The following is a 16,114-nucleotide window of genomic DNA, read 5'->3' as shown; positions in this document are numbered from 1 at the left end:
TCACCGGGGCCGGGGCAGAGGCCGCATTCGCCCTGCCGGCACTCAGGGGTCAGGTAGCGGGGCGTGGGGGTGGTCATGAGGCGGGCCGCCGGAACGCCCGGACGGGAGCGGCGTCGTCGCCGGCCGGGGGGTGGGGTGCGGCGGTACGCAGAGCCTCGGCGATCTGTTCCGTGATCTCCGCGCTGGGCGCTCCGAGGGAGACGTACGCGCCACCGCCGCGCGTCACGACCGGGGCGACCTGGCGCCAGGTCTCCTCAGGGACACCGAGGTCCGCGAGGGCCGTCCGCATCGCGCGAACTGCGGCCTCGGCGGCATCCAGACTGGCTCGCCACGCCTGCGTGTCCATCACCGGCCCCCCTGGCGACTGCCTTGCTCAGATGCGACCTCACATCCGCGCCAGGCAGGAGCCGCACGGGCTGACCTCCCCAGATCGGCGGAGTGTCCCACCGGACGAGGTGGGACGGAGGCAGAGGAATCCAGCCGTGGGGCCCGGATCGTACGTCGGTCACCCCCTGGGATCGCGGGCCGAGTGCGGAGCGGCCGGTGCCGGGGAGCACGAGGAGCGCGGTAGTGGTGTCTCCCATCAGGAGGCAGGGGATCGGTACCGGTGCCTCCGCATCGAGGCGGACCATCATGTCCATGCCCACACTTCTGGGGAGTACGAGCGCGTCGAAGGTGTACCGCGTGGTCGCGATGAGGGCGGCTCCGGGCGATTCCCGGAGTCGCTCCATGATGTCGTTCTGAGCAGCGGGCGCACCCGGGATCGGATGGGCGCCGGGCGTGGAGCAGTCGGCGCTTTCACAGGTGCAGCCCGAGCGGGGCCGGTGACGGTGGCCGAGTGCGAGCGGCCACCCCAGCGTGTGGGTGTAGATGTGCGCAGCTTCTACCGCGTCTCGGGTCTCGATCGGCCCCATCGCCGCTCCCTGGTGATCGTCTGAATGCGTTGCGTGACGATCCGAGGGTGAGGCAGCAGGTGGGGCGCGTCCCCTAGATTTTCTAGGGGACGTTCGCTGGGGTGATCAGTGGACCAGCTCCATGTTCCTGACCAGGAACGACAGACTCGCCGCCTGTGAGGGGACACCGACGCGCGCCATATCCGCCACCGCTGCCCGGGCCATGGGATCGCCGAACACGTAGTGCGGGGCGGCGGAGGCGGCCGACCGGAGTTTTGTCACCGCGGAGGCGTTGCGTCCCATGCGGTGCAGCGCCCGGGCTTCATCGATGGCGAAGTGAGTGCGGCGCTCGCGGCTCGGGACCGTGGAGATGTTCACCTCCGGGACGGTGGTGAGCCCGGCCTCGGGCTGGTCGACCTCCACACCCACCTCGGCGGCGTGGACGGCCACGGTGCCCCGGCCGAACACCGTTTGAGATTCCAGGTCGTAGAACTCGGCGCCCAACCGATCGGCGTCTTCGAGCGCTGCGCCCAGCCGCGCCCACGCGGCCGTGCCCTGTGTGGAACGTGCGTGGGCGATGGCGCACCGCAGATGCAGGGCTCCCCTCATGGCGAGAGCGGCGGATGGCGGACGGGGCGCGGCGGCGATCGGCTCCAGGTCCCGCAGAGCGGCCTCCGCCACGACCACAGTCTCCGTCAGCGACGCCTGATGGAGCAGCGCCCCGCAACGGTCCCACGCCACAGCCGCCTTGGTGATCGGGTCATCCAGGGCAGTCGCTGCTCCGGCGGCGACCTCGGCAGCGGACCAGGCCAGATCGGGATAGCCGAGGCTGTTGAGGCACATGCGGGCGGTACGGGCGGCGTCGACCATGAGCCGCAGCGATTCCTCGCGGATGCCGCCTTCGGCCATCAGGAGTGCGCCGTTCAGGTCTTCGACCATGGCGGGAAGCAGGCTCGCGAGGCGCGGGAGATTGGCGGCCTGACGGGCTCTGTTGGCTTCCCAGGAGGCGGCGTGCATCTGGGCCAGCCCGGGGATCGATGTTCCGTGCTGCCTCAGGCCCGGGTGCCCGGACAGGATCAGACCTGCTCGGCGGAGGCCGGCACGGAGGGCCGGGATGTGAGCGTGGGCGATGGCACCGCTGTGGTGCTGAAGTCGATAGGGCTGCCCGAGGAGCCAGACCACGTCCACATCGGTCTGATCGGCGATGGCGGTGATGACGGAGTACCGGTCGAGGGGCTGCCGACCCGACTCGACGTTGGCCATCCAGGACTCGGTTCGGCCGAGGAAGTCGGCGAGTTGCACCTGTGAGAGGCCGGCTGCGTTGCGTGCGATCCGCACGCGAGTACCAATGTGCTCATGGGCAGGAAGAGGCATGATGAGGGCTCCTGTTCTGACCTGGACATTCAGAACGTACCCCCCTCCTGTGGCGCGGGGAACGGCGAATCCTCCCCAACACCCTTGGGGCACCTTCGTGTTGACAGGTCCGGGCCTCATGGGTGCGGTGGGTCCGCCACGATGGGCCCATGACCACGGAGGTGACCAAGCCCCCGACGCCCCGCGAAGAGCCGACAGCGGTCCCCGACCGCCTGGGCTCCGGTCCCGCCGGGGTTCACGACGCGGGGCGCACGGCACACCCGCGACACCTGGGTGAAGGAGGACCGGGTCGACCGCGCGCTGCGGTTCGCGACGACGGAGGGTGGGTGCCGAAGGACATCGAGGGCGGGTACGAGCGCGTCACGCCCGAGATGCGGCGGCACCGGCTGGACCGTCTGGACCGTCTGGAAGCACGGTGGCGACGGGGTCGGGGGCGAGGGAATGATCTGCCGTCGGGACGATCTCCCAAAAATCCTCTGAATGATCAAGAAAACCCCCCGGACCGACCTTGGTCCGGGGGGTTTTGCCTGTTCAGACACCGTGGGCGCGGACGGTTTCGAACCGCCGACATCTGCTTTGTAAGAGCAGCGCTCTACCCCTGAGCTACGCACCCGTGGATGAGGGAACAGCGTACATGCCGGACGGCCCTGCCCCGCAAACCCGTTCCCCCGGCCCGGGCGGCGGCGGGAAGCGGGCGTGGGAGAGGGGGGCTGGCCCCACCAACGAGACGGTGGCCGGCCGGATCGTCGGCGGGTGGGTGGGGTTCTAGCGTGAGGGGACATCGCGGGAACCAGCAGGGGGAATGATCACCAATGGCCGGGAGCCTTGTTCGACTCCGTCGTGAGCAGCGTCGTCGTGAGCACCGTCGTCGTGGGCGCGTCCGCCGGGGGGTGGTGGCGCTCGTGAGTGGGGGGCTGCTGGCCGGAGCGGTGGCGGGGTGCGGGAGTGCCGACGCGGAGAGCGCCCCCGAGGAGCGGAAGGTGTTCGCGCTCGCCGGGGAGAGGCTCACCATCGACAGCGACAACGCGGCCGTCGAGGTCGTCGCCGCCGATGTCGAGAAGGTCGAGGTGACCCGGCGGGTCGACGGGTGGGTCTTCGCCGGCAGCGGGCCCGAGGCGTCGTGGCGGCTCACGGGGGACCGGCTGGTGCTGCGGGTCAAGTGCTCCGGCGTCGTCACGGACTGCCAGGGGCTGCACCGGGTGACGGTGCCGCGCGAGGTCGCCGTGACCGTGATCGACGACAACGGGGGTGTCACCGCGTCCGGGCTCCGGACGCCGCTGCGGATCGAGACCGACAACGGGGATGTGACCGTGCGGAGGACCAGCGGGGCACTCGACCTCGTGAGCGACAACGGCACCATCACCACCGAGGGGGTCACCGCCGGCACCGTGCGAGCCCGGTCCGACAACGGGGACATCCGGATCGGGCTGGGGGCGGGGGCGGTGCCCGAGCGGGTGGAGGCGGTCAGCGACAGCGGGGACATCCGGATCGCGCTGCCGCGCGCCGGAGCCCCGTACGACGTCGGCGCCAAGAGCGACAACGGCTCGGTCGACATCGGCGTACCGACCGACGACGGCAGCCGGAACGCGGTGACCGCGACGAGCGACAACGGCTCGGTGAAGGTGCGCACCGCCGAGTAGGGCGGCCGGGTGGCGGGGCCGCGAACCAATCGGCCCGTGTGTTCGTCGGTACCAGGTGGGAGAATGTACCGGGTACGGCGACGCAGCACGGGAGAGGGATGTGACGGCGACACACACGCAGCCGCACGCAAGAGCGACAGCGAGTGGCGTCCGGGATGTCCTGGCCCTGGTGCTGCTGCCGGTTCCGCTGGCGGTGGCCGTCCTCGCCGGCTCCTTCACCGGCGGGGGTACGCGGCGCTGGTTCGGCGGGCGGGGCGAGAGCCGGCGGGCCGACGCGCAGGCCGCGAAGGACGCCGCCGCCGCTGCCTTCTACGAGCTGGACAGCGCCCAGCGCGAGCTGCGGATCTCCATCGAGACGATCACGGCCGTGGACAGCACCCCGCGGGCACAGCGGGCCGTGGACGGCTTCGCGGCCCTCGGCCGGCGGATCGACGAGGTGAGCCACCACTACATCACCGCCGTCGACGCGCACGATCTCGACCGGGACGACCTGGAGCCCGCCGCCGCCTCCCGGGCCCGCGACGAGCTGGACCGGGCGAAGGACGAGCTGGCCGGGGTGAAGGCCGATCTCGACCGGTTCGCCGAGGGGCTCGGACCGCTGCTCGACACGGCGGAGAGCCAGCTCGCCCGGCTCGCGCCGGCCGTGGAGCGGGCGCGAGCGGCGCTCCTCTCCGCGAGCAATGCTCTCGACACGGTGCGCGGCTCCGGAATGCGGGCGGACGATCTCGCCGCCCGGCTCGCCGCGCTCGCCCCCGAGCTGACCAAGCTCAACCAGGGCGCGGGCCGCCATGGCGTCCCCGGGACACTGCACCGCGCCGACCGGGTGCTGCGCGACGCCGAGGCCGTGCGCACCGAGGCCGAGCGGCTCCCCGAGCGCGCCGCCGAGATCGACCGGCGGCTGGTGTCGCTGCGTACCCGCGCGGAGGCCCTCACCACGCGGACCGAGTCCGTGGAGCCGGTCCTCAGCGAGCTGCGGCGCCGTTTCTCCGCCGCCTGCTGGCAGGATCTCCAGCCCGTGCCCGAGCAGGCCGCGCGCGGTCTGCGCCAGGCCGGGGAGAAGCTCCGCGAGGCCGCCACCGCCCGGGACGAGCAGCGGTGGCCCGACGCGACCGCCCTGCTCAGCACCGTACGAGCCCTGCTGAACAGCACCGACGAGGCCGTCTCGGCCGCCGGTGACCGGCTTCAGCAGCTCAACGCCGTCGCCAAGGACCCCCGGCAGGAGATCGAGCGCACCCGTTTCGCGGTGCGCGACGCCCAGCGCCTCGCGATGACCGGGCGGCAGACCCCCGATCCCCGCCACGCCCGTCCGCTCGACGAGGCGGTCGCCCGGCTGGACCGGGCCGTCGCCGGGCTCGACGGCCGCCACCCCGACTACTGGCACTTCCTCACCGAGACCGAGGCCGTCCGGCGCGCCGCCGCCCTCGTGGTCGAGCGGATCAGGGAGGACCGGGTCGCCGGAAAGCCGTGATCCCGGGCCCGCGGCCCCTGCCGCGCCCCGGGGCGGAACGCGTAGCCTTGCGCCATGCCCCGATATGACTTTCGCTGCCGCAGCTGCGGCGACACCTTTGAAGTGAACCGGCCCATGGCCCGGTCCGCCGACCCGGCCGTCTGCCCCGCCGGTCACCAGGACACGGTCCGGCTGCTCTCCACCGTCGCCGTCGGCGGGTCGAGCACCGGGCCCGCCCCCGCGCCGAGCGGCGGTGGCGGAGGCGGTGGCTGCTGCGGCGGGGGCTGCTGCGGCTGACCCCGCCCGCCGCGCGGGACGCGCGCGTCTCATGTGCCCAGGTACCGCAGCACCGCCAGCACCCTGCGCGAGTACCCCGGCGTCCCGCTCAGCCCCAGCTTCTCGAAGATCGCGTTGATGTGCTTCTCGACCGCGCTCTGCGAGACATGGAGCCGCGCGGCGATGGCCCCGTTCGCATGGCCCTGCGCCATCTCCGCCAGCACGTCCCGCTCCCTGGCCGTCAGCCGGGAGAGCGGGTCCGTGCGGCTGCCGCGCGTCAGCAGTTGGCGTACGACATCGGGATCGAACGCCGCCTCCCCCCGCGCCACCCGCTCCAGCGCGTCCAGGAACTCGTCCACCTGGACCACCCGGTCCTTCAGGAGATAGCCGACGCCCCCGGAGTCCGAGGTCAGCAGCTCGGTGGCGTACCGCTTCTCCACGTACTGCGAGAGCACCAGCACCCCCACCCCCGGCCAGCGGCGGCGGATCTCCAGGGCCGCGCGGAGCCCCTCGTCGGTGTGGGTCGGGGGCATCCGGACATCGGCGACGACCACATCGGGGCGCTCCCCCGCGACGGCCGCCAGCAGCCGCTCGGCGTCGCCGACCGCCGCCAGGACCTCATGGCCCTCCTCGGCGAGCAGACGTATCAGCCCCTCCCTGAGGAGGGTCGAGTCCTCGGCCAGCATGATGCGCACGGCAGCTCCGCGGTGATGGTGGTGGGTCCGCCGGCCGGGCTGTGCACCCCGAACCGGCCGTCGAGAGCGGCGACTCTGCTCGCGAGTCCGGTGAGCCCGCCGCCGGTGGGGTCGGCGCCGCCCGCGCCGTCGTCCTCGATCCGCAGCCGGAGCGTCCCGCCGTCGCCGCGCAGCTCCACCGCTATCCGGGTGGCCCCGGAGTGCTTCACCACATTGGTGACGGCCTCGGAGACGACGAAGTACGCGACGGTCTCCACCTGTCTGCCGGGCGGCTCGGCCAGTTCGCAGATCAGCCGCACGGGCAGCGGGGTGCGTTCGGCGACCGTCTCCAGGGCGGCGCGCAGCCCCGCCTCGTCGAGGACGGTCGGGTAGACGCGCCAGGCGACCTCGCGCAGTTCGACCAGGGCGCGGCGGCTCTCCTCATGGGCCTGGAGGAGGAGCTGGTCGGCGCGTTGGGGGTCGCGGCTGCGGCGGGCGCGGCCCAGCAGCATGCCGAGGGCGACCAGACGCTGCTGGACGCCGTCGTGCAGGTCGCGCTCGATACGGCGGCGCTCGTCGTTGACCGCGTCCATGACCTCGGATCGGCTGGTGGCGAGCTGGGCGATGCGCCGCTCCAGCGCGTCCTGGCGGCCGGGGCCGAGGAGGCGGCGGACGAGCCAGGCCTCCAGGAGTACGGTGCCGTGGACGCCCTGGGCGCAGAGGATCGCGACAAAGACCCCCAGGAGGCCGGTGGCGATCACTTCCAGCGGATAATCGATCCCGATGACGAACCAGCCGAAGAGGGCGAAGAGCATCCAGGACAGCCCGGTGAGCAGACAGGACAGAATGAAACCGCCGAGCAGGCCGAGCGGGATGCGGGCGAGGGCGTAGCGTGCGGCGCGGAGGTCGTCGTACGGCACGGGGGCGCGGCCGGGGGAGAGCCGGAACCGGGCGAGACGGCGCAGTTCGATCCCGGTCACCCGGCGGGCGAGCGGTCCCAGACGGCGCGGCAGCGCCCGGCGGGCCCGGGGCCAGGCGGCGACCGGAAGTGCGGCGAGCCCCGTGAGAAGCGCGAGAATGAGTTCCAGTACGGCGGTGACGGCCCCTGCGGCCAGCCCCGCCGTGCAGAGCGCGCCGCGCACCGCGACCGCTCGACCGGTTCCTCGTTCCCCCGTCCCATTCATGACCGGCAACCTAGCCGTTCGTTCCGTCCCGCACACTGGGGTACACCGCAAGGAAGTCTACGGACCTCTTCAGCCTCTCTTCAGCTGCGGTTTTCTACCGTGAAAGGCATGCATTCCATGATCATCAGCAGCGCTGCGGGCGCTGAGGGCGGTGCTCCGGGTTGGGTCACCGACATGATGGACACCCTGGGGGCGCCGGGGGCCGGCATCCTCATCGCCCTGGAGAATCTCTTCCCTCCGCTGCCGAGCGAGGTCATCCTGCCGCTGGCGGGCTTCGCCGCCAGCACCGGGAAGATGAATCTGTACGCGGCGCTGCTGTGGACCACCGCCGGCTCGGTGATCGGCGCGCTGGCGCTGTACGGGGTGGGGGCGCTGCTCGGCCGTGACCGGACGATCGCCATCGCCTCCAAGCTGCCGCTGGTGAAGGTCTCGGACATCGAGAAGACCGAGGCGTGGTTCAACAAGCACGGCACGAAGGCGGTGTTCTTCGGGCGGATGATTCCGATCTTCCGGTCACTGATATCGGTGCCGGCCGGGGTCGAGCGGATGCCGATCCCGATCTTCCTCGGGCTGACCACGCTGGGCAGCGCGATCTGGAACACGATCTTCGTGATGGCCGGGTATCTGCTCGGGGAGAACTGGACGGAAGTCACCGGCTATGTCTCCACCTACTCCAAGGTGGTGCTGGTGTTCGCGGTCATCGGAGTCGTGGCGTTCATCGGGGTCCGGGTCTTCAAGCCGGGAGCGGGCAGCCGGCGCAAATGAGCACGGGGGCATGACAGCGCCCCCGGGACCGGCCGTCTCTCCGCCGGTCCCGGGGGCGCTGTCATGCCCGCGGCCATGCTCACTGTGCCGCCGCCTCAGGGGGCGAGGAACCGCCGGAGGATCTCCTCGCCGGCGGCGACGCCCTTCTCCGCCAGCGCCCCGACGTGCGGGGCGCTCCAGCCGCTGTCCGCCAGCTCGCCGTGGCCGGGCCGCCAGCCCCGGTCGGCGGCGAGCAGCAGATCGGCGTCGAGGAGGGAGTCCCCGGCCGCGAGAATCCGCTCGGCACCGGTGCGGCGGGCCACCTCGCGCAGGGCCGCGCTCTTGGTGAGCGGCCTCGGTACGGCGTAGATCTTCCGGCCCTGGAGGGAGACCGACCAGCCCCGGGCGCCGGCCCAGTCGGCCAGCTCCTTGACCCAGCCCTCGGGCAGCAGGGCCCGCTCGACCACCAGATAGGCGAAGAGCTCCTCGGCGGTGCGCTCCTTCAGCAGCCAGGCCGGGTCGGCGGTGGCCCGCAGATGGGCGCGGATCTCGGCGAGCGGCGCGCAGCCGTCGGCGAGCCGGCCCGCGACCTGCCGCCGCCAGTGCGGGTCCGACTCCCCGTCGACGAGGATGTGGCCGCCGTTGGCGCAGATGGCGTACGCGGGGGGCGGGCCGGGGAGGTGGATGCGGCCGTACTGCTCCCGGGTGCGGGTGGTGGCCGGGACGAAGACGGTCTCGGCGGCGAGCCGGGGCAGCAGACCGGCCGCCTCCTCGGTGACATACGAGAGCGGGCGGCCCTGGTAGACCTCGACGCAGAGCAGCCGGGGGGCGTCCGCGTCGGCCATGGTGAGCTGGAGGGCCCCGGCGGAGTAGATGAGCGTACGGTCCAGATCGCTCGCGACCAGGGTGGCGGCGGGGCGGGGGGTGCTCACGGGACCGCTCGCCAGGGGGGTCACGGGGGTGCTCACAGGGACGTCACCGCCGTGCCGTCGGCGCCGGTCGCGCCGCGGGTGAAGCGCGGGTGGATCAGCCCGACACAGCTGTACGGGAGATCGCCGACCTCTTCGACGGGAACGCCGCGCTGGTCGGCGAGCAGCCGCACATGGTCGAGGTCGGCGCCGGCGCCGGCCCGGGCGAGGATCTTCCAGGGGACGCGCCGCAGCAGCACCCGGGTGGTCTCGCCGACTCCCGGCTTGACCAGGTTCACATCGTGGATGCCGTACTCCTCGCTGATCCGCTCGACGGCCGCCCAGCCCTCCCAGGTGGGGGCCCGGTCCGCCGCCAGCATCTCCTTGGCCTCGGCCTCCACGGTCGGGGCGACCTCGGAGAAGCGGGCGGCGACGGTGTCGAGGAAGTGTCCTGAGACATCGGCGGCGGCGAGGTCGCGGTAGAACTTCGCGCCGTGGAAGTCGTCCGGGCCGACGAGGTCGGCGCGGAGGACGGTGCGCGAGACCAGCCCGGAGACGGTGGAGTTGAGACAGGCCGAGGGTATGAGGAAGTCGTCGCGGGTGCCGTAGGTGCGGACGCAGCCGCCGGGGTCGGCGAGGACGGCGATCTCGGGCCGGAAGCCCTCGAACGCGGCGAGGGCGGCGCTCAGCTCCCGGGTGATGGCGCCCTTGCCGGTCCATCCGTCGACGAAGACGATGTCCGCCGGGTCGTGGTGGAGCCGGAGCCAGCGCAGGGCGTTGGCGTCGATGCCCCGGCCCCGGACGATGGAGACGGCGTAGTGCGGCAGCTCCAGGCCGTGCCGCCACTGGGCCCAGCGGCGCATCAGGATGCCGACGGGGGTGCCGGCCCGCGCCAGCGACACGAGGACGGGGCGCTCGGACTCCCGCTCGGCGAGAACGGTCTCGGTGACCGTGCCCACGGCGCGCGCGATCCGGGCGGCGGAGCCGGCCAGCGCGGTGCGGAACAGCCGCTGGTACTCCTCGCTGGGCTGGTACTCCACCGGCAGCGACTCGGCGTAGTGCGCGCCACCGCTCTGGATGGCCTCCTCGCGCTCCTCGGTGGGGGCCTCCAGCTCGGTGTCCGAGAGGTCCTGGAGCAGCCAGCCGACCTCGTCGGCGGCGTAGGAGGAGAACGCGGGGCCCCGGAGCGGGCCGGGGAGGGTGCCGGGCGGCGGCTCGGACGGCGGCTCGGACGGCATGGCGGCCCTTTCGGGTACGTGGCTGGGCACGACGGCGAGGACGAGGCGCGGGGTGTGGCCGGCGAGCCGGTCGAGCAGCCCGCCGGGGGCGTGGAGCGCGGGCGTGTCGGCGGTGGAGTCGACCACGGCGACGACCGCGTCGAACCCGGCGCCGGCGACGTTGTAGGCGTACCGCTCGCCGGGGCCGTCCGCCGGGCCGTCGTGGGCGGGGAAGACGAGCCGGGTGCGGATGGCGTAGCCGGGGTCGTCGACGGCGAGGACGGGTGAGCGGGTGGTGGTGGAGTACCGCACCTCGGCGGAGGTGAGCCGCTCCAGGGCGGTGGCGAGGCGCAGGGGCGCGTACATCAGCTCCTCGCACCCGAGGACGAGGACGCGGGCGGGGGGCTCCGCCCCGGGGGCCGCACCGGGGCCCGTGCGCGGGTCGGCACCGGGAGTGCCCGGGGCCGGGGGCAGGCCGATGACGCGGGCGGGGGCCTCCGCACCGGGGGCCGTGCCGGGGGCAGCGCCCGGGGCCGGGGGCAGGTCGAGGGCGTGGGCGAGGCGGGCGGCCATGGCGGGGAGCGCCGACTCCAGCCGGTGCCGGTGGGCGGGGAGGAAGCCGTGACGACCGCCGTCGGGCAGCCCGGCGGGCCAGTCAAGGGCGACCCGGCGCACCCCGCCGGGGCCGGTGAGCGGGCCGGCGAGCGGGCCGGGGGCAGGACCAGGAGCAGGACCGGGGGCCGGCTCGTCCCGCTCGTGCTCGGCGACCAGCGCCTGCCCGGCCGCCAGCACCCCCTCGGGAAGGCTGACCGTGCCCGACATCAGCGTCACCAGCTCCACGCGCGCGCCGATCTCCGCGGCGAACTCCGTCAGCCGGCCCCGGTCGGCCGGGGAGCGCACATCGACCAGCGCGACGATCACATACCGCTCGCGCGGCGCTATCCGGTGCAGCTCACGGATGGTGTTGAGGACCGTGTTGCCGGTGGAGAACTCGTCGTCGACAAGGATCAGCGGGCCCTGCCGGGAGAGCAGACCGGGGTCGTCGGGCAGCAGGAGGTGCGAGGTGGCGTGGGAGTGGGACTCCTCGAAGCCGCCCGCGCTCTCCACCCCGGCGACCGGACGGCGGGTGGAGTGGAGATACGGCGCGAGCCCCACCCCGTCCGCCACCGAGTGGCCGAGGCCGGTCGCGGTCTCCGCGTAGCCGAGGACCACCGCGCGGGCGGCCTCCTCGTCGCCCAGCAGCTCCCGCACCCGGACCCCGAGGCCGCGGCCCGCCTCGTACACCACGGCGGGCGACTGGGGCACATGCTTGCCCAGCACATTCGACACCAGCAGATGCGCCCGTTTGGGGTTGCGCCGCAGGGCGAGGCCCAGCAGGGCGGGGAGCCGCTCGTCCCCTTCGAGCCCTATGCCGAGGCGCCGCGCGACCCATGTTCCGGACCAGACCACCGTGACCGTCTCTTCTCTCTCGTCGTTCGTGCCGCGGGGTGCCGCCCGCACGGTCCACCGTTCACCGTTCGCCGCTCACCGGGTGTGTCAGGTGCCGGAGAGGCCCGCGGTGAGCAGCTCCACGAAGCCGATGTCCTCGCGGGCGACGCCGAACGCCTCGGCGCGCAGCAGGGTGCGCTCGGCCCAGGCCCGGTGCGGCTTCACCTCGTTCATCTTGTTCGTGTAGGAGGAACGCAGCACCCCGCCGCCGCCGCGCTCGGGGCGCAGGATGTCCTGGGCGTCGCTGTACTCCTCGTGGCTGACGACGGAGAGCGCGTGGACGGGCAGGACGTGGGAGGGGTGGATACAGGTCTTTCCGGTGAGCCCGTTGGCCCGGTCGAGTGCTATCTCGCGGAGGAGGCCGTCCAGGTCGTGCTCGATGAGCGCGGTGCGCACGGCCTCGGCCCGGACCTCCAGGAAGGGGCTGCGCCGCAGCTGGGGCTTGAACATGCGCTCCTGGAGGCGGAAGTACTCCCAGACGGGGCCGGTGACCGTGAAACCGGTGCCGTCCGCCCGGCCGAGGACATTGACCACGTCGGCGATGACGGCGGCGACGATGCGGACGTCGTAGGCGGTCATGTCCGGCGAGCGGCGCAGTCCGTAGGCGGAGCAGAAGTCGGTGACGCCCAGGCGCAGCGCCAGCACCCGGTCGCGGTACTTGTCGACGGTGCGGGCGATACCGGCGAGGGTCTCGGTCCTGGTCTCCAGATGGAGCAGCTCCGGTGACTCCAGGACGGGCATGGCGAAGAGCCGGTGCCCGGTGGCGGCCTCGGCGGCGGTGAGGGCCTCCAGGAAGGGGACGCCGCGCTCCTCCGTGAACTTGGGTAGTACAAAACCGGACAGTCTGCGGACGGAGGGTCCGAGGCGCCGGGCGAGATCGGGGATCTGGGCGGGTTCGCGGACCCGGATGAAGAGCAGCGGCAGCTCCCCGCCGCGCGCGTCGAGATCGGCGAAGTGGCGGACGAGGTTCTCCTCGGCCTCCTCCACGTCGGCGTCGTCGATGGAGTCCTCCAGGCAGAGGACCATGGAGACGACTCCGCTGGCGATCTGCTTGCGCACGTCGTCGGCGAGCCTGGGCCGGTTGGCCGGGCTGTAGAGCGTGGCCCCGAGCGCGGCCGCGAGCATCCTCGGCGAGGACGCGGCGGTGAACTCGGCGGGCTGCCGATGGAACAGCCGTTCGCGGGCGGCAGTCGAAATCTGCCCGAAATGACGCATGTGACTCCCCCGTACTGCTGAGCGGCCTGCCCTACTGACGTGGCCGGTAATAGTACGTACAGATGTATGTCATGAGTTCCCGGAGCCCATGAACTCCGCGTAACACCCTGATGTGGTTTAAATGTCCCATACCGTCCTGGGAGCGGGGCAACCGGCCCGGGGCACCGTGACGCGTTGTCCGGGCCGCCCCCGAGCAGGCAGGATGACGGGCATGACGCACACGATGATGAAGGGCTCGAACGTCCCCCTCCACGCGACCGCGGTACGCGCCGTGCTGCGCTGGACCCCGGGTGCCGGCCTCCCCGATGTGGATGCCTCGGCCCTGCTGCTCGGCCCCGATGCCCGTGTGCGCTCGGACGAGGACTTCGTCTTCTACAACCAGCCCCGGCACCCCTCGGGGCTGGTGCGGCGGCTGTCGAAGAAACAGGTCGGCGAGGAGCTGACGGACGCGGTCGAGGCCGACCTCGCCGCGCTCGACGGCTCCGTCGATCAGGTGGTGCTGGCCGCCTCCTCCGACGGCGACACCTTCCGGAACGTGCGCGACCTGCGGATTCTGATCTATGACGCCGCGCGCGGCGACGGGGAGCCGCTGGCGGTCTTCGATGTGCGGGCGGAGACCGGCGAGGAGACCGCGATCATCTGCGGGGAGCTGTACCGGCGCGGGGACCGGTGGAAGTTCCGGGCGGTGGGGCAGGGCTATCCCACCGGTCTGGTGGGGCTGGCCACCGATTTCGGTATCTCCGTGGACGAGAACAGCCCGGAGGCGGAGGCGGAGCCGGGCACGGCACCCGCGCCCCCGGTCTCGTACGGCTATCCGCACACCGCGCCGGGAGCGCCCGGCGCACGGCAGGCACCGGACCGCCCCGCCTACGGCTACCCCCAGCCGTCCTCGGGACAGGGCCGTACGGGGTACGGCTATCCGCAGCCCGCCGCCGTCTCCGCGCCCGATCCCGAGTTCCGGCTGCCGCCGATGGGCCCTCAGTTCATCCGCCCCTGAGAGCCCGGAGCCCGCTAGGCCCGGGTCTTGTAACCGCGGCCCCACTGGAGGCCCCAGCCATAGAGTCGGTCCAGCTCCGCCTGGAAGCCGTAGACGAACTTGACCTCGCGGCGCACCACCAGGTCGCCCTTGACGTTCTCCAGCGAGAAGACCGCGCAGGAGCGGGCCTGGGGGGCCTGTTCGTCCAGCTCTATCTCCACCCGGGGGCCGCTGCTCGGGTAGAGCGTCACCAGCGCGTGGGTGCGGTCGAAGGCCGGCGTCTGGTCGTAGATGTAGACGAAGAAGAGCAGCCGCTTGATCTCGGCGTGATGGTCGAGATTGACGTAGATCGTCTCGCCGGAGCCGGAGCCGAACCGGTCATCGCCGCTGAGGCGGACATACGGGGCCTCGTTGGTGGAGCCGAGGAAGTCGCCGAGCGGCTGGACGACGCCCTTGGTGCCGTCGGCCAGCTCATAGAGACAGCCCAGGTCGAGGTCGACATTGACCATGCCCTGGGTGTGGGCCTGCACCACCTCGGGCTTGAAGAGCTTGAGGGGGTGCCGCAGCAGCTGACCGCTCTGCCGGGACCTGCGCCCGATGTCCGAGGTGCGCATCCGCCAGGAGAGGTTGACGCGCAGATGCCCGGTGGCCGCCCCCTGCTTGCTCAGCGACACGGACGGGCGGCGCCGCGTCAGTGCGATGGAGTTCCCGGCGCTGCCCGTGTCGAACTGCGCCGATCTGCCCTGCCACAGGCTGTCCCAGAAGGCCATGCCCCGCCCCCAGTCCTCTCGTCGGTCCCCGCCGCCCCGCGCTCCGCGGGGCGGCCCGAGGCCGGTGCCTCGCCGCCGCCCCGCTCAGAGCGTTCCCTCATTGGGTGCCCGGTCACACCCCGGGGTCTCAGTGTGGCTCAGCCTTTTCGCCCAGGGCTTTCCCCTGGCCCGCGAGGGAGCGGTTGCGCCGGACCGAGGACCAGAAGGAGGCACCGATCAGCAGGACGCCGATCGAGCCGGTGATGATCTCGGGGATTTCGTACTGGATGGTGACGAGCAGGATGACCGCGAGCGCGCCGATCGCGTAGTGGGCGCCGTGCTCCAGGTAGACGTACTCGTCGAGGGTGCCCTGGCGGACCAGATAGACGGTGAGGGAACGGACGTACATCGCGCCGATACCGAGACCCAGGGCCATGAGCACGATGTCGTTGGTGACGGCGAAGGCGCCGATGACACCGTCGAAGGAGAAAGAGGCGTCCAGGACTTCGAGGTAGAGGAACATGAAGAAGGCGGCCTTGCCGCCGATGGCGACGGCCGAAACCTTCTTGCCGCTCGCCCTGGCCTTCTCCTCCTGCTCGTGCTCGCGCTCCTCCTCTTCCTCGAGTTTCTTCTCGAAGAAGCCCGAGAGCCCGCCGACGACGAGATAGGTGATCAGACCGGCGACACCGGACAGCAGCACCGTCTCGGCCTTGTCGGCATGTCCGCCGCCGTGCTGGTGGGCGCTCTTGGCGAAGGTCATGGCGCTGCCCATCAGAATGATCAGGGCGATGCAGACCGAGAGCATGTCGACCTTGCCGAGCTTGGCGAGGGGACGCTCCAGCCAGCCGAGCCACTTGATCTCCCGGTCCGCGAAAATGAAGTCCAGGAAGATCATGAGCAGGAACATGCCGCCGAAGGCGGCGATGGACGGATGGGCGTCGGTGACCAGTTCCTGGTATTTGTCCTTGTCGTTGAGAGCCAGTTCAACGGCCTCGATGGGGCCGATCTGCGCACTGACGGCCACAATGACGACGGGGAAGACCAGCCGCATACCGAATACGGCGATGAGGATGCCGATCGTGAGGAAGATTTTCTGCCAGAAGGCATTCATCTTCTTCAGGATTCCGGCGTTGACGACCGCATTGTCGAAGGACAGCGAGATTTCGAGGATGGACAGGATCGCGACGATCCCGAACGCGGTCCACCCGCCGTAGAACACGGCCGCGACCAGCCCGAGCGCGGTGACCGCGAAGGACCAGCCGAAGGTTTTCAGAACCACTGGCACCCAATCGTTTCCATGGGGACCCTCCCGGGCAGAGCCGGAGGAAG

The 16,114-nt window shown here is 71.9% G+C and carries 14 protein-coding genes and 1 tRNA gene; 5 read left to right on the top strand and 10 right to left on the bottom strand.

Features of this window, described 5'->3' with window-relative positions; all coding sequences use genetic code 11:
* Positions 1-73: 73 nt before the first annotated feature.
* The 3 genes from ABT122_RS11045 to ABT122_RS11035 form a co-directional block, all read right to left on the bottom strand.
* Complete coding sequence (locus tag ABT122_RS11045; RefSeq protein WP_351548658.1) at positions 74-346, bottom strand: hypothetical protein; 273 nt, start codon at positions 344-346, stop codon at positions 74-76.
* Between the two features lie 673 nt (positions 347-1,019).
* Positions 1,020-2,231: a helix-turn-helix domain-containing protein gene (locus ABT122_RS11040; protein WP_351548655.1), complete on the bottom strand. Its 1,212-nt coding sequence runs from the start codon at positions 2,229-2,231 to the stop codon at positions 1,020-1,022.
* Between the two features lie 577 nt (positions 2,232-2,808).
* A tRNA-Val gene (locus tag ABT122_RS11035) sits at positions 2,809-2,880 on the bottom strand.
* A 289-nt stretch (positions 2,881-3,169) separates the two neighbouring features.
* Here ABT122_RS11035 and ABT122_RS11030 point away from each other — a divergent pair.
* The 3 genes from ABT122_RS11030 (at position 3,170) to ABT122_RS11020 (ending at position 5,651) form a co-directional block, all read left to right on the top strand.
* Positions 3,170-3,907, top strand: a complete 738-nt coding sequence (locus tag ABT122_RS11030; protein ID WP_351548652.1) for a DUF4097 family beta strand repeat-containing protein — start codon at positions 3,170-3,172, stop codon at positions 3,905-3,907.
* Positions 3,908-4,007: 100 nt separating this feature from the next.
* Positions 4,008-5,375 carry a hypothetical protein gene (locus ABT122_RS11025; RefSeq protein WP_351548649.1) on the top strand — a complete coding sequence of 456 codons (1,368 nt, stop codon included), beginning with the start codon at positions 4,008-4,010 and terminating at the stop codon, positions 5,373-5,375.
* Positions 5,376-5,429: 54 nt separating this feature from the next.
* Positions 5,430-5,651: an FmdB family zinc ribbon protein gene (locus tag ABT122_RS11020; protein WP_351548646.1), complete on the top strand. Its 222-nt coding sequence runs from the start codon at positions 5,430-5,432 to the stop codon at positions 5,649-5,651.
* 29 nt (positions 5,652-5,680) lie between these two features.
* On the opposite strand, the gene ABT122_RS11015 is transcribed toward ABT122_RS11020, so the two are convergent.
* On the bottom strand, positions 5,681-6,325 hold the full coding sequence (locus tag ABT122_RS11015) for a response regulator transcription factor (protein WP_351548644.1): 645 nt from the start codon (positions 6,323-6,325) through the stop codon (positions 5,681-5,683).
* Positions 6,277-7,488 carry a sensor histidine kinase gene (locus tag ABT122_RS11010; protein ID WP_351548642.1) on the bottom strand — a complete coding sequence of 404 codons (1,212 nt, stop codon included), beginning with the start codon at positions 7,486-7,488 and terminating at the stop codon, positions 6,277-6,279. The genes ABT122_RS11015 and ABT122_RS11010 overlap by 49 nt, the downstream gene beginning before the upstream one ends.
* Positions 7,489-7,605: 117 nt before the next feature.
* Here ABT122_RS11010 and ABT122_RS11005 point away from each other — a divergent pair, with 117 nt between their 5' ends.
* Positions 7,606-8,253, top strand: a complete 648-nt coding sequence (locus tag ABT122_RS11005) for a DedA family protein (protein ID WP_351548679.1) — start codon at positions 7,606-7,608, stop codon at positions 8,251-8,253.
* Positions 8,254-8,348: 95 nt separating this feature from the next.
* Here ABT122_RS11005 and ABT122_RS11000 read toward each other — a convergent pair whose 3' ends face one another.
* Genes ABT122_RS11000 through ABT122_RS10990 form a run of 3 tightly spaced genes read right to left on the bottom strand, consistent with a single transcriptional unit; the run spans position 8,349 to position 13,060 of the window.
* Positions 8,349-9,164, bottom strand: a complete 816-nt coding sequence (locus ABT122_RS11000; RefSeq protein ID WP_351548639.1) for an HAD family hydrolase — start codon at positions 9,162-9,164, stop codon at positions 8,349-8,351.
* Positions 9,165-9,196: 32 nt separating this feature from the next.
* Entirely contained in the window at positions 9,197-11,857 is a 2,661-nt protein-coding gene (locus ABT122_RS10995) for a phosphoribosyltransferase (protein WP_351548636.1), read from the bottom strand.
* Positions 11,858-11,893: 36 nt separating this feature from the next.
* Complete coding sequence (locus tag ABT122_RS10990) at positions 11,894-13,060, bottom strand: HpcH/HpaI aldolase/citrate lyase family protein (RefSeq protein ID WP_351548633.1); 1,167 nt, start codon at positions 13,058-13,060, stop codon at positions 11,894-11,896.
* A 211-nt stretch (positions 13,061-13,271) separates the two neighbouring features.
* Between ABT122_RS10990 and ABT122_RS10985 the strand changes: the two genes are divergently transcribed.
* Entirely contained in the window at positions 13,272-14,057 is a 786-nt protein-coding gene (locus ABT122_RS10985; protein WP_351548630.1) for a TerD family protein, read from the top strand.
* A gap of 14 nt (positions 14,058-14,071) precedes the next feature.
* On the opposite strand, the gene ABT122_RS10980 is transcribed toward ABT122_RS10985, so the two are convergent.
* Both ABT122_RS10980 and ABT122_RS10975 read right to left on the bottom strand, forming a co-directional pair.
* Positions 14,072-14,806, bottom strand: coding sequence for a TerD family protein (locus ABT122_RS10980; RefSeq protein WP_351548627.1), 735 nt, complete (start codon positions 14,804-14,806; stop codon positions 14,072-14,074).
* A gap of 127 nt (positions 14,807-14,933) precedes the next feature.
* Complete coding sequence (locus tag ABT122_RS10975) at positions 14,934-16,064, bottom strand: DUF475 domain-containing protein (RefSeq protein WP_351548676.1); 1,131 nt, start codon at positions 16,062-16,064, stop codon at positions 14,934-14,936.
* Between the last annotated feature and the right edge of the window lie 50 nt (positions 16,065-16,114).

It is taken from the genome of Streptomyces sp. NPDC001985 (assembly GCF_040296845.1).
Taxonomy (GTDB): Bacteria; Actinomycetota; Actinomycetes; order Streptomycetales; family Streptomycetaceae; genus Streptomyces.
Note: the sequence above shows the minus strand (reverse complement) of the source record. Positions and strands in the feature narration are given on the sequence as shown.